The organism is Arenimonas metalli CF5-1 (assembly GCF_000747155.1).
GTDB lineage: Bacteria > Pseudomonadota > Gammaproteobacteria > Xanthomonadales > Xanthomonadaceae > Arenimonas > Arenimonas metalli.
Window position 1 is genome coordinate 16048 of the sequence record NZ_AVCK01000031.1, and the last position, 12362, is coordinate 28409.

General features: G+C 65.7%; 14 protein-coding genes. 3 read left to right on the plus strand and 11 right to left on the minus strand.

Annotated features, from left to right (window positions below; genetic code table 11):
* Positions 1-56: 56 nt before the first annotated feature.
* Complete coding sequence (locus N787_RS10170; protein ID WP_052575362.1) at positions 57-776, minus strand: hypothetical protein; 720 nt, start codon at positions 774-776, stop codon at positions 57-59.
* Positions 777-1042: 266 nt separating this feature from the next.
* On the opposite strand from N787_RS10170, the gene N787_RS10175 reads away from it, so the two are divergent.
* Positions 1043-1621 carry a DUF4136 domain-containing protein gene (locus N787_RS10175; protein ID WP_052575363.1) on the plus strand — a complete coding sequence of 193 codons (579 nt, stop codon included), beginning with the start codon at positions 1043-1045 and terminating at the stop codon, positions 1619-1621.
* Positions 1622-1735: 114 nt separating this feature from the next.
* Here N787_RS10175 and ppa read toward each other — a convergent pair whose 3' ends face one another.
* Entirely contained in the window at positions 1736-2284 is a 549-nt protein-coding gene (gene ppa, locus N787_RS10180; RefSeq protein WP_034213457.1) for an inorganic diphosphatase, read from the minus strand.
* Between the two features lie 240 nt (positions 2285-2524).
* Here ppa and N787_RS10185 point away from each other — a divergent pair, with 240 nt between their 5' ends.
* Positions 2525-2887 carry an Hpt domain-containing protein gene (locus N787_RS10185; RefSeq protein WP_034213460.1) on the plus strand — a complete coding sequence of 121 codons (363 nt, stop codon included), beginning with the start codon at positions 2525-2527 and terminating at the stop codon, positions 2885-2887.
* 466 nt (positions 2888-3353) lie between these two features.
* On the opposite strand, the gene N787_RS10190 is transcribed toward N787_RS10185, so the two are convergent.
* From N787_RS10190 to N787_RS10220, 7 genes are all read right to left on the minus strand, one after another.
* A complete protein-coding gene (locus N787_RS10190) occupies positions 3354-5273 on the minus strand; it encodes a potassium transporter Kup (RefSeq protein ID WP_034213508.1) in 1920 nt (639 codons plus the stop codon).
* A 43-nt stretch (positions 5274-5316) separates the two neighbouring features.
* Entirely contained in the window at positions 5317-6258 is a 942-nt protein-coding gene (locus N787_RS10195) for a sodium-dependent bicarbonate transport family permease (RefSeq protein WP_034213462.1), read from the minus strand.
* A gap of 70 nt (positions 6259-6328) precedes the next feature.
* Positions 6329-7087: a hypothetical protein gene (locus tag N787_RS10200; protein WP_156968979.1), complete on the minus strand. Its 759-nt coding sequence runs from the start codon at positions 7085-7087 to the stop codon at positions 6329-6331.
* 10 nt (positions 7088-7097) lie between these two features.
* Complete coding sequence (locus N787_RS10205) at positions 7098-8099, minus strand: TerC family protein (RefSeq protein WP_034213468.1); 1002 nt, start codon at positions 8097-8099, stop codon at positions 7098-7100.
* Positions 8100-8111: 12 nt separating this feature from the next.
* Positions 8112-9260, minus strand: coding sequence for a phospholipase D-like domain-containing protein (locus N787_RS10210; RefSeq protein WP_034213471.1), 1149 nt, complete (start codon positions 9258-9260; stop codon positions 8112-8114).
* Complete coding sequence (locus N787_RS10215) at positions 9257-10225, minus strand: TerC family protein (protein WP_211252155.1); 969 nt, start codon at positions 10223-10225, stop codon at positions 9257-9259. The genes N787_RS10210 and N787_RS10215 overlap by 4 nt, the downstream gene beginning before the upstream one ends.
* Positions 10226-10325: 100 nt before the next feature.
* Positions 10326-10652 carry an HPF/RaiA family ribosome-associated protein gene (locus N787_RS10220; protein ID WP_034213477.1) on the minus strand — a complete coding sequence of 109 codons (327 nt, stop codon included), beginning with the start codon at positions 10650-10652 and terminating at the stop codon, positions 10326-10328.
* Between the two features lie 96 nt (positions 10653-10748).
* On the opposite strand from N787_RS10220, the gene N787_RS10225 reads away from it, so the two are divergent.
* Positions 10749-11705: a LysR family transcriptional regulator gene (locus tag N787_RS10225; RefSeq protein ID WP_052575364.1), complete on the plus strand. Its 957-nt coding sequence runs from the start codon at positions 10749-10751 to the stop codon at positions 11703-11705.
* Between the two features lie 51 nt (positions 11706-11756).
* On the opposite strand, the gene N787_RS10230 is transcribed toward N787_RS10225, so the two are convergent.
* Both N787_RS10230 and N787_RS15230 read right to left on the minus strand, forming a co-directional pair.
* Positions 11757-12014 carry a hypothetical protein gene (locus tag N787_RS10230; protein ID WP_034213479.1) on the minus strand — a complete coding sequence of 86 codons (258 nt, stop codon included), beginning with the start codon at positions 12012-12014 and terminating at the stop codon, positions 11757-11759.
* 122 nt (positions 12015-12136) lie between these two features.
* On the minus strand, positions 12137-12362 hold a 226-nt coding region (locus N787_RS15230), incomplete at its 5' end, for a hypothetical protein (RefSeq protein WP_211252156.1).

Genomic DNA, 12362 nt, shown 5'->3' on the forward strand with positions numbered 1-12362 from the left:
TTCGGTGGCGTGGCCCCGGGCGCGCGGGCGCGCCTCGGGGCGATCGGGGGAAGCGCTTACGGGCGGCCGCCGCGCTCGGGGCGTTCCGGGCGCTCGGGCCGCTCGGGGCGATCCGGCCGTTCGACGCGTTCGGGGCGTTCCGGGCGCGCGGCGCGCTCGGGGCGGTCGACGCGGGCGATGCGCTCGCCGCGCGCGGCGCGGTCGGCCTTGCCGTTCTCGATGCGGGCGGCGGCCCGCTCGCTGCGGTTGGAGGCACTGACCAGGTCGCCCATGCGGAAGCCCAGCTCGTTGGCGATCTGGCCCCAGCCCATGCCGTCGGCGCGCATGGTGAGCACGCCACCTTCGACGGTGGTCGTGGTGCTGCCGTCGTCATTGGTCACGGTGGTCTGCACGCCGGTGAGCGCCGACTGCAGGTCGGGGTAGGCGCCCGCTTCCAGCAGGGCCTGCGCCAGCGAGAGGGTGATGTTCACCCCGCCCCAGCCCATCGGGCCGGCCGGGTTGGCGACGAGGACTTCGGTCCTGGTGACCGTGCCATCTTCGGCCGTGGTTTCGGTAACGACCGCGAAGTCGCCGCCGGTGCGCAGGGCATCGACCAAGGCGTCGGCGGCTTCGGGCGAACCGGCCAGTTCGGTGTAGCGATCGGCCAGGCGTTCCTGGGGTACGGGGGCGGTGGGCGCGTCCGGGTCTTCCGGCGGCGGATCCTGGGCCAGTACCGGCGTGGCGGCGAACAGGGCCGCGCTGATCAGGGCGGGCAACAGCAGCTTGCGGAGGGACATGGCTGGAGTCTCCATGCAGGGTGGGGGGGACCGAAATCTTGCGACCGGCGTCACATCAAAAGCAAACAGTGACGGCGGTCACGAAATACCCGTTCAGCCGCCGTCCCGCGCCTGTTCAGCCCGGGGGGCCAGCGGCCGTCTGCGCGGCCCACCGGACCGTCTGGCGGCGGCGTCCTGGCCGGCTCAGGCCGGATTCATCCTCTCCACATCCGCCGTGCTAGCGTCGCCGCGTACCTTCTGTCCACACCCCTGCCCGGAGACCGGCCATGACGATTCGCGACGGCGCCAAGCGCCTTGGATTCCTGCTGCTGGTCTTGCTGCTGGCCGGCTGCGCCACGGGCCCGCGCATCACCACCGATGCCGACCCGTCGGCCGACTTCGCGCGCTACCGCACGTTCGCGTTCTACGCGCCGCTGGCGGTGGAGACCGAGGGCTATTCCACCCCGTCCAGCAGCCGCATGAAGGCCGCGGTCCGCCGCGAGCTCGAAGCCCGCGGCTACGTGTACGACGAGTCCGCCCCCGACCTGCAGGTCAACATCAACGCCTACGTGGACGAGCGCACCGACGTCTACAGCACGCCCCAGGTGGAAACCGCGCTGTACTACAGCTACCGCGCCCGCTCCTACGTGGCGGTGCCGTACTGGACCAACCGCACCGACGTCTACCGCTACGCCGAGGGCACGCTGAACGTGGACCTGGTGGATGCGCGCGAGAAGGCGCTGGTGTGGGAAGGCGTGGCCGTGGGCCGCATGTCGCGCCTGAAGCCGGCGGAGCGGGCGGCGCGGATCGATTCGACCATCGCCGACATCTTCGCGGAGTATCCGCACCGGGCCGGGGCGCGCTGAGGCGAAAAAAGGGGTCAGAGTCATTTATTCGGGCGAGCATTCAGCGAATTGCTGAGATGCGGCCCGAATAAATGACTCTGACCCCTTTTTTTATCCGCTTTTTCTACGCAGGCCTCAGAAGTTCAGCTTCTCGGGGCTGGCCTCGAACCGCTCCACCGAATCGATGATCTCGCGGCGGGCGGCATCCGCACCTTCCCAGCCATCGAGCTTCACCCACTTGCCCTTCTCCAGGTCCTTGTAGTGCTCGAAGAAGTGGCCGATGCGCTCGAGCCAGTGCGGGCTGACCTGGGTGATGTCGTGGATGTGCGAGTAGCCGCCGAAGACCTTGTCCACCGGCACGGCCAGCAGCTTGGTGTCCTCGCCCGCCTCGTCCTTCATCTTCAGCATGCCGACCGGGCGGCAGCGGATCACCGAGCCCGGGATCAGGGGCAGGGGCAGGATCACCAGCACGTCCACCGGGTCGCCGTCGCCGCACAGGGTGTGGGGCACGTAGCCGTAGTTGCAGGGGTAGCGCATCGGGGTCGACAGGATGCGGTCGACGAAGATCGCGCCCGTGGCCTTGTCCACCTCGTACTTGACCGGGTCGGCATCCTTGGGAATCTCGATGACGACGTTGATTTCGTTCGGCACGTCGCGGCCGGTGGGCACCAGGTCAAGGGCCATGGGGAAAACTCCTGCTTTGCCCGGGGGAGGGCGGTGAAGTGGGGGCGCAAAGGATACGGGAAAGGCCCTGAGCCCGCACTCAGCCCCCTGCGCTCCCGTGTGGGAGGGACTTCAGTCCCGATGCCTTTCGCCGAAGGGCATCGGGACTGAAGTCCCTCCCACAGGGGTGGCCGAAGGTGGGGCTAGGCAGGGGTCGGGCCAGCGGCGAGAATGCCGGCTGGTCCGTCGGAAGCCCCCGCCATGGCTGCTCAGCCCCTGCTCGAACCCAAGGCCCTGGAACTGCTGCGCATGCTCGACCGTGACCGGCCGGGCTCGTTCAGCGAGTTCGTGCGCATGTTCGTGCACGAGGCCCCCGACCTGGTCCGGAAGATGGAGCAGGCCCACGTGGCCCGCGACCCGGACGCGCTGGGCAAGGCCGCGCACTACCTGCGCTCCGCCGCCCTGGCCATGGGCGCCAGCGACCTGGTCGGCGTCTGCCAGGGCCTCGAGCACCTCGACGAAACCGAGATCGCCGACCCGGCCATGGCCGACCGCTTCAACGAGCTGCGCCGCGCCGTGCGCGACTCCCTGATCCTGCTCCTGCAGGAAGTCCCCCAGATCTGACGCCCCCTTGTGGGAGGGACTTCAGTCCCGATGCTTCTGGGCCAGGAGCATCGGGACTGAAGTCCCTCCCACAGGAAGCGCCAAAGAAAAAGCCCCGGTTTCCCCCAGCCGTTACGTTAACGTGTTGAACAGCTGGCCAGATTTGGGCTTACGTTGATCCCCCAAAGTCGTTCCTGACTTTGGGGGATGCTTTTTCAGGAGGCTGCGTATGCGGCTGCTTTCGGGCGTGATCAGTTGAAGTCAAATCATAGGCTAGCCGGAGCCACGTCTTTCCCAAGGATGTGGGCGGCATTCCATCCGATAAAGCTCTGTGAGACCCGCACGCCGCTGAGTTTACAAAGCAATAAACGCTTCTCGCGCACGGCATGGTGACCTACGAATCGAGAGCGCGCTGCGCCGTCTTGACCTGAATCGATGAGCGCTACTCGGCACATTGCCTCCGCCAAGCCTGGGCAATCGATCCGTCCTAGATGCGGACAGGCGCGCCCAGCTCCAACAACCTGTTGGGCGGGATACGGAAGTAGTCGCTTGCGGCCGCCGCGTTCAAATGCATGGCTGCAAAGAGCTTGTCCCTCCACCACGGCATGCCCCGATCCCGACTAGCGAGCACCGTTTCGCGGCTCGTGAAATAGATGGCGTCGTCCAAGTTCAGATCCGGCAAGGTCCCAGCGCCTAGTGGCGCGAGCGCTGCAGGAACATTGGGGATCTCCATGAAGCCGAAGCGCAGGACCACGAGATGAAGCGTATCGGCGATCGTTTGCACCGATAGCCGTGATTCGCCAGTAACGTATGGAATGGGTTCCGACTTCACATGCACGATAAGGTTGTGACGATGCAATACCTTGTTGTGTTTGAGATTGGCGATAAGGGTGCGCGGCGCGATATCAACATTGGAGTTCAGGAAAATGGCAGTACCTGGAACGCGTTGCGGAGGATGCCGTTTCAGTCCCGCCACGAACGCATCCAGCGAGAGACCCTGCACTTGCCACTCGGCGTGCAGCAAAGCCCGACCGCGACGCCACGTTCGCATCATCGTGAACGCGGCGAGGCCAATCGCGAGCGTCACCCACGCTCCGCCGCCACTAAAGAGTTTGGCGCCATTCGCGAAGAGGAACGCCAGGTCGACCATCAGGAAGCCAACGCAAAGCGGCAGGATCCAGCGGCGAGCGCGCTGCCAGGTCGTATAGGCCACGACCGCGAGCAGCAGAGTGTCCATGAGCATCGTGCCGGTGACGGACAAGCCGTAGGCGGTCGCGAGCGCGCTTGAGCTGCCAAAGCCAATAGCCAGGGCAATCGTGCATACGAAAAGGAGCCGGTTGATGGCTGGCAAGTACACCTGACCCATCGATACGTCGGACGTGTAATGAATGCGAAGCCGCGGTAGGTAGCCCAGGTTGATGGCCTGTGCGCCCAACGAAAATGCCCCCGTGATGACCGCTTGCGATGCAACGGCTGCCGCGGCGGTGGCCAGGACGATCATCGGAATCTGCGCCCAGCCCGGCACGAGCAGGTAGAACGGGTTAGCAATGGCACCGGGATTGCCCAACAGCAGGGCGCCCTGGCCGAAATAGTTGAGGACCAGCGCCGGAAGCACAAAACCGAACCATCCCCAGCGGATGGGGCGGGTTCCGAAGTGGCCCAGGTCGGCATACAGGGCTTCGCCGCCCGTGACGATCAGTACCACCGCACCGAGCACAAGCGTTGCGTGCCATCCGTGGAGCACGAAGAAGTTCAACGCCCAGATCGGGTTGACGGCGGCAAGGATGCCCGGCTCTCCAATAATCCCTCGTAATCCAACTGCGCCGATCGCCAAGAACCAGAGGGCCATCAAGGGCCCGAACGCCCGGCCCACGCGTGCGGTGCCAAACCGCTGGAAGGCGAACAGTCCCGTCAGGATGACGACACTCAGGGGCAGGACCCAGGGTGCCAGTGCCGGCGCAACGATCTGCAAGCCTTCAACGGCGCCCAAGACGGAGATGGCCGGTGTGAGCATGCTATCGCCCAGAAACAGTGCGGCGCCGAAAATGCCTACGATTCCGGCCAGATAGCCCCAGCGCGATGAGGCGCTCAAGCCGCGCTGCGCGAGCGCCGTCAGCGCCATGATCCCGCCTTCGCCGTTGTTGTCGGCACGCAGGATGACTATGACGTACTTCACGCTGACCACGAACATCAATGCCCAGAATCCAAGCGACATCAGGCCCTTGATGGATGCCGCATCCAGCGTCAGGCCGTACTGGGGGTTAAACATCTCTTTCACAGCGTAGAGCGGGCTGGTGCCGATGTCCCCGAACACCACGCCGACGGCGGCGATCACCAACGCCGCCAACCCTCCGGCCCGGGCATGGCCAGTCCCCGCAGAATGCGGCCCACGGGTTTCAGACTTCATGAGAAACAAACGCTTCGACCTTGGCGTGTCATCAGCCAGAGCATCACAGGGCGAACGCAATAGAATAGAAGAGAGGGATGCCCACCAGCAAATTGAACGGGAACGTGATGGTCAACGCCGCCGTGACGCACATCGACACGTTCGCCTCGGGTATGGACGTCCGCACCGCGGCCGGGGCCGCGATGTAGGACGCTGACGCCACAAGCGTTCCGAAGATGGTGGCGTTGGCAGGCGAGAAGCCCAGCCACGTGCTGGCTACCGTGGCAAGGGTGCCGTGCAACAGCGGAACGGCGATTCCAAAGGCCACAAGCCTTCCCAGGGTGGCTCGTATTGACCTGAAGCCTTCCGCGGCCATGGCCCCCATATCCAGCAAGTAAAGCATCAGGACGCCGTGGAAGAGCCCCTTGAACAGCGGCATGATCGGCTCAACCCGCGTCGGGCCTGAGATGAAGCCGATCAGCAGCCCTCCCAGCAACAGGACACTGGCGCGTGCCAAGAACACTTCTTGCAGCGTGCTGCTCAAGCGGCTGCCCCGTCCCGAGGCGAGCAGGACGGCAAGCAGAATCGCGGGCATCTCGAGCACTGCCAGCGCGGCGCTAAGCCAGTCATCGCTGGGCGTGCCTCGATCCACCAGGAAATGCGTGGCCGCAATGAAGGTCACCGCTGATGCCGATCCGTAGTGCGCGGCCAAACCGGCGGCATCCGGCCGGCTGACGCCAAGCGCGACGCGTGCGATCGAGAACGCCGACAGGCAGGTGACCAGGCCCGCCAACACGGTCACCAGCAACGGAAGCGCCAGGCTCTGCAGCGGAGCGTTGCCCAGCGCCTCGCCGCCCTTCAAGCCGATGGCCAGAAGCAGGAAGGTCGCAATGGTCTCGCGCACCGACTCCGCGAGCCGGATCTTCCCACCGGCGGCTTGGCTGGCGAACCCCAACAGGAACGCCAGCACCAGGGGTGAGGCCAAGTTGTCCAGGAACAGATTCATCGACGATCCGACAACCAGCAACGACGGTTGCGCGCTTGCGCGTCAAGGGCGAGCCAACTCTCCGTGAACATCAACGCTCAGGCTTTGCCGGAACGGCGAGCGGGGCCTCACGCACATCGATGACCTGTCTCCCCTCACGAAGGCTAGCCGATAGCACGAGTTGCTGCGGTCCGCGATACACCGCCTCCAGCGCGTCGCCGCCTTCGGCAATGACGTGCTCGGTGTAACCCAGTGCCACCAATTGCTCCCGCATCTGGGCCAGATCGAAGCCCTCGGTCGCCTCGTAACCGTATTCCGTCACGCTTTCACCCTTTCGATAGTGGACCTGACGCAGCGGCAGGCCCTTGGGCCAGAGCTCGGGATCCGGGCCTGCCAACGCATCCAAGACGCGCCCCGCCGCGTCCGCGCGTTCCGCCAGCACAGGTGCGGCTGCGACCACCGCAGCGGCGGCGGCGCGCTCGGCTTCCAACGTGACCGCATCGGTCACTCGGTTGAGCGCCGCCTCCGGTTCGGCGAGGGCGTCGCGTGCACCCGCGACGGCCGTCCGCGCGTCCTCGAGGGCCCGCGTCGCTTCTTCGCTCGAAGTGGCGGCCGTCGCCACCGCCGCCGCGACGTCGCTCTTGGCCTTCTCCAGTTCGCGGGTGGCGTCCTCCCGCGTCTGGGCGACCGCCGCGGTCGTCGCGTCAGTGACCTTGTCCAGCGCCGCCGTGCCCCAGCCCATCACGCTGCCAAGCGCGAACACCACGGCTACGAGGACCAACAGCCCAAGGGCCAGCAGGCCGGCGAGGCCCACCAGAAGCGTACGACGTGACAGGTTGAAGGGGCGCATGGTGTTGTCCTTAATCTGAAGTCGGGGAAGAGGAAGGCGGAGTGCGGGTCCGGTAGAGGCTGTAGAGGACGCCGGCGCCTAGCAGCGCACCGGTCACGCTAAGCGAAATGAGCGGGTCGACCTTGCCAAAGCCCTGCGCCCAGAAGATCTTGCCGCCCACGAAGATCAGCACGAGGGCCAGCGAGTACTTGAGGTAGTGGAAGCGGTCGAGGATCGCCGCGAGCGCGAAGTACAGGGCACGCAGGCCCAGGATCGCGAAGATGTTGGACGTGTAGACGATGAACGGGTCCTGCGTGATCGCAAAGATCGCTGGGACTGAGTCCACCGCGAAGACCAGGTCCACGAACTCGACCATCAGAAGCGCCAGGAAGGCCGGGGTGGCCCACCAGACCAGCGGCGAGGCAGCTGATGCATCGCGCGGGGCGCGGACGAAGAACCGGCTGCCATGGACTTCCGGCGTGACCCGAAGGTGCCGGCGCAGGAACCCGATGACCGGGTTGCCTGCCAGGTCCGGTTTCTTGTCCACCATCCACAGCATCTTGACACCCGTGAGCAGCAGGAAGGCGCCGAAGACCCACATGATCCAGTCGAACCGGGTGACCAGCGCCGCGCCCAGACCGATCATGATCGCCCGCATCACGATGACGCCCAGGATGCCCCAGAAGAGCACCCGGTATTGGTAGGCGGCTGGGATGGCGAAATACGTGAAGATCATGGCGATCACGAACACGTTGTCGACCGCCAGGGTCTTCTCGATCATGAAGCCCGTGAGGTATTCCATTCCCGAGTTCGGGCCCAGGTACCACCAGACCCACGCGCCATAAAGCAATGCGATCGCGATGTAGCCGATGGAGAGCGCCACACTCTCACGCACGCCAATGACCCGGTCCTTCCGGTGCAGCACGCCCAGGTCAAAGGCCAGCAGGACCGCAACGATGCCGATAAAGGCGGCCCAGATCCACACGGCCTTGCCGAGGAAATCCTGGCCAAAGAAAAACTCAAGCGATTCCATGAAGGGGCTCCGTCAGGACAGCAGTCGAAGTTTGCGTCGGGCGATGTAGGGGTCCAGCCAGGCCACTGCGGCGTAGGCGGCCCGCTGGCGCCACCTGGCGAGGAGGCCGGGGTGGCCGCAGAGGTAACGCGCCGAATGGCTTTGGATCCCAGCCACGATGTCGCGGGCTTGCGCGGCGATCTGCGGGTCCTGAATCCGGAGCATCAGGTCAAAGTTGATCCGAAGGCTGCGCGGGTCGAAATTGGCCGACCCGACATACACCGCGTCATCGGCGATCACGAGCTTGGCGTGCAGCATGGCCGGGAGGTACTGGTACACCTGGATCTGCGAAGGCACGAGGGCGTGGAGCACGTGCGCCGAGGCATGGTGGGCCAGCGGGACGTCGCCCATCACCGGTACGATGACCCGCACCCGGCCTCGGCGGGCGGCCCGGCGCAGCAGCCCCCGCACGCGCGTAGTGGGCACGAAGTAGGCGGCTAGGACGTCGATCTGGCTAGCACTGGCCAGATCGCGGTGGAGACAGCGGCGATAGCGCCGGCCGCCGCGACCAGCGCCGGCGACGAACAACTCCCAGCCCTCGCCGCGCGACGCTTCGGGCATGGATTCGGCCCCGGGCAGGCGGTCGAACGGGGCCATCGCCCACAGCCGGTCGAACGACCGGGCCAACGCCATCACGCAGGCCGGATCATGCGTGCCGATACCGAGATCCCGCCAGCCGTTCTGGACGCCATCGCCGTCGTACTCGTCAGCGACATTGCAGCCGCCCAGCAGGGCGTGGCGGCGGTCCACCACCACGAGCTTGCGGTGATTGCGGAAGCTCAGGCGGGCCCAGCGGCGCGGATTGAACCAGCTCACCTCGATCCCGGCCTGCCGCATGATGATTACGGCGGGACCGGCGTGTTCGCTGCCGAAGGTGTCCAGCAGCAGGCGGACGCGGCATCCCCGCGCCGCCGCCCTGGCCAACGCGGCATGCAGTCGCCCTGCCAGACGCCCTGGGGACCAGATGTAAAACTCCAGATCCACCGTCGTTTCCGCGCGTTCGATCGCCGCCACGACCGCGTCGAACCAAAGCGCGCCCGTGGCATGCCAGGTGAACACTGGCTCCGGGCCCAGCGGCCCGGCGGGCGGCTCCCCTGTGTGACGGGCGATGGATGCGCTCACACGCCTCCCGTCGGAGTCACTGCCGTCTTGCGCGTCTTGAGCCAAGAGAACACCACGCCGCCGGCGATCAGGCCCACGGTGACGCTGAGCGAGACCCAGGACGGGAACTTACCGGTGATATTGACCAGGAAAATCTTGGAGCCGATGAAGACCAGGACCAGGGCCAGCGCGTACTTGAGGTATTCGAACCGGTCGATCATGGCCGACAGGGCAAAGTACAGCGCCCGCAGACCCAGGATCGCAAAGATGTTCGACGTGTAGACGATGAAGGGATCCTGGGTGATCACGAAGATCGCCGGCACCGAGTCCACCGCGAAGATCAGGTCGGCCGTCTCGATCAGGATCAGGGCCAGGAACAGCGGGGTGGCGTAGCGCCGCATCGAGCCGTCGGCATCGGGCTTGCGGACGAAAAACTGGTTGCCGTGCAGTTCGTCGGTCACGCGCATGTGGCGGCGGAGCCACTTCAGCATCGGGTTGGATGCCAGGTCGACCGGCTTGGAGGAGGCGAACAGCATCTTGAGGCCGGTCAGCAGCAGGAACGCACCGAACACGTACAGGATCCAGCTGAACTGGCTGACCAGCGTGGCGCCCAGGCCAATCATGATGGCGCGCAGTACGATCACGCCGATGATGCCCCAGAAGAGCACCCGATGCTGGAGGGCCCGGGGAATGGCGAGGTAGGAGAAAATCATCGCGATGACGAAGACGTTGTCCATCGACAGCGACTTCTCGATCAGGTAGCCGGTGTAGTACTCCGCGGCCGAGGTGGCGCCCAACTGGTTCCAGACCCAGAGGCCATACGCCAAACCGATGGCGATGTAGCCGCCCGAGAGCATCAGACTCTCGGTCACCGGGATCTCACGCTGCGTGCGATGGAGGACGCCCAGGTCGAAAGCGAGCAGGGCCACCACCAGGGCCAGGAAGCTCAGCCACAGCCAGGCCGCTTGGCCCAGGAACGGGGTCATCAGGAAAGTCGAGAGGTCCATCAGGCAGTGATCTCAGGCAGGGTGATCGGGGGCCTGTTGGCCCAGGGAAGGATGCGGAGTGCGCAGGCCGCGTTCGGCGTTAGCGAAGCATTCCGCGGTCCACGTCGCGGCTTCGGGCTAAGCGCCGGGCAACCGCCCGGTCGACGCGATCGGCGGCGCGGTCGATCGCTACGTACAGATCGGCGTCGTCCTCGCGCACGATGATCGGGGAGAACGCCGGCCCGCGAACCTCCACCAGGCACTGCTTGTCGACACCGCCACGAGGCCCATTGATGTCGTTCAGACGCACGTGCGCCGAAGCGACCGCTTGCGGGTAGCGACCCAGGGCCGTCCGTAGCCGCTTCTGGGCATACGTGCGGATCGCATCGGTCATCTCGATGCCTTTGGCCAGAATTCCCATGCGCATGGTCGAGCTCCGTGTGTGGGGTGTCGGCATCCTGAGCGGAGCGGTCAGTTCGATCAATGTGCTATATTCAAAGGGTCCTTTCGGGAAAGTCGAACAATGAACCTGAAGCACCTGCACTACTTCTGGGCGATCGCCCGCTTTGGCGGCTTGTCCCGCGCCGCGGAGCAGTTGAAGCTGTCGCCGGGCACCTTGAGTGGACAGGTCGCCGAACTGCAGCTGGGACTGGGGGTCGAGCTACTTCGCCAGGTCGGCCGCGGCCTGGAGCTAACCGATGCCGGGCGCGTGGCTTACTCGTACGCGGATGAGATCTTCGGCTTGACGGACGAGCTGGAGGCCCAAGTCCGTGCCATGCCCAGTGGCCGTGCGCGATTGTTTCGGGTCGGCATGACCGATGCGGTTCCACGATCGCTCGCCTATCGACTGCTGGCACCGCTGGTGGAGGATCAGGGCGTCCGCTTGACGGCCAGCCATGAACGACTCGATGTCCTGCTGGCCGAGTTGGCGCTGCATCGACTGGAGGTCGTCATCGCCGATCGCCCGGTACCCACCGGCAGTGCGGTCAAGGCCTACAACCACGTGCTGGGGACAACGCCGATGGGGCTGTTCGCTGCCCCAGCCCTGGCCAAGCACTTGCGGCCGGGATTTCCCGCCTCTTTGGCGGTCGCCCCTCTACTGGTACCCGGACGGGACAGCGTCGTGTATGAGCAGCTTCGGCAGTGGCTTGAGTCCCACCGCCTGGCGGTGCGCATCGTCGGAGAGTTCGACGACGGGGGCTTGATGAAGACCTTCGGCGCCTCGGGCATAGGCGCCTTCCCGGCGCCGCTGACCGTGCGCATCGAAATCGAGCGTCTGTATGGGGTGGAACTGGTCGGCGTCCTGGAGGGAGTCACTGAGCGCTACTACGCCATCTCTACCGAAAGGCGTGCCACCGATCCGCAGGTGGTCCGCCTGCTTGCCTTAGCCGATAACCTGCTATCGGAGTCATCTGCGCCGGTGCCACCCCGTCAGGCGGTCAAAGCAAGCCCGCGCAAATCACTGCGCAAGGCCCGCTGACGCCGTGGCTTGCCGACCCACGCGATCGTAACCTCTCGAAGAGTAGGGGCCCTACGGCGCGGCCGGGTACTCGCGCACGCAGACCACGGCGCCCGCCTGTCGCAGGAGATCGTCGGCTTCAGTCTGTGATGAGGCGCTCAACAGGGCGGTCGGCGGAAGGGGATCGGTGGAGAGACCGACGGAGACCCAAGGCAGACCTGCCCGGGGACGCGCATCGCGGTAGCGCTGGAACACGGCGCGTTCGCTGACGGTCAACTCGTCCAGGCGTCGTCCCTCCAACGCCAGCAGTTCGGCAGGAGCCGTGGTCATGCGCATATCGTCCCGGAGTGGAAGATCTCTGACTTCACAGAACGCGTCTGACTGATGCCGTCGGCCAGGCCAGGCATAGGGACCCTGACGCGTCCCTCGGCCAACACCCCGCCCCGGGCCGGTCAACCGTCTCCGGGCGGCAGCGGGAGGAAGATATGCGCCAGAGTCGTCGCTCCCTGTGGCGGGGCCTGGTCCAAGGGCCGCTTGTGCTCGGTATCAAACGACGCCCGGGCGAACACGAGCGACGGCTCGCGCAGGTAACGGCCATCGCGGTCTGGAAGCATCTTGAGGTTGTCCCGTGTTCCATCGATCAGCAAGGACTGAATCGCCCCGGCTTCTCCGGAGGCC

Coding starts and splice junctions, on each gene's coding strand:
- N787_RS10170 (WP_052575362.1), bottom strand. CDS start 776: ATGTCCCTCCGCAAGCTGCTGTTGCCCGCCCTGATCAGCGCGGCCCTG.
- N787_RS10175 (WP_052575363.1), top strand. CDS start 1,043: ATGACGATTCGCGACGGCGCCAAGCGCCTTGGATTCCTGCTGCTGGTC.
- ppa (WP_034213457.1), bottom strand. CDS start 2,284: ATGGCCCTTGACCTGGTGCCCACCGGCCGCGACGTGCCGAACGAAATC.
- N787_RS10185 (WP_034213460.1), top strand. CDS start 2,525: ATGGCTGCTCAGCCCCTGCTCGAACCCAAGGCCCTGGAACTGCTGCGC.
- N787_RS10190 (WP_034213508.1), bottom strand. CDS start 5,273: ATGAAGTCTGAAACCCGTGGGCCGCATTCTGCGGGGACTGGCCATGCC.
- N787_RS10195 (WP_034213462.1), bottom strand. CDS start 6,258: ATGAATCTGTTCCTGGACAACTTGGCCTCACCCCTGGTGCTGGCGTTC.
- N787_RS10200 (WP_156968979.1), bottom strand. CDS start 7,087: ATGCGCCCCTTCAACCTGTCACGTCGTACGCTTCTGGTGGGCCTCGCC.
- N787_RS10205 (WP_034213468.1), bottom strand. CDS start 8,099: ATGGAATCGCTTGAGTTTTTCTTTGGCCAGGATTTCCTCGGCAAGGCC.
- N787_RS10215 (WP_211252155.1), bottom strand. CDS start 10,225: ATGACCCCGTTCCTGGGCCAAGCGGCCTGGCTGTGGCTGAGCTTCCTG.
- N787_RS10220 (WP_034213477.1), bottom strand. CDS start 10,652: ATGCGCATGGGAATTCTGGCCAAAGGCATCGAGATGACCGATGCGATC.
- N787_RS10225 (WP_052575364.1), top strand. CDS start 10,749: ATGAACCTGAAGCACCTGCACTACTTCTGGGCGATCGCCCGCTTTGGC.
- N787_RS10230 (WP_034213479.1), bottom strand. CDS start 12,014: ATGACCACGGCTCCTGCCGAACTGCTGGCGTTGGAGGGACGACGCCTG.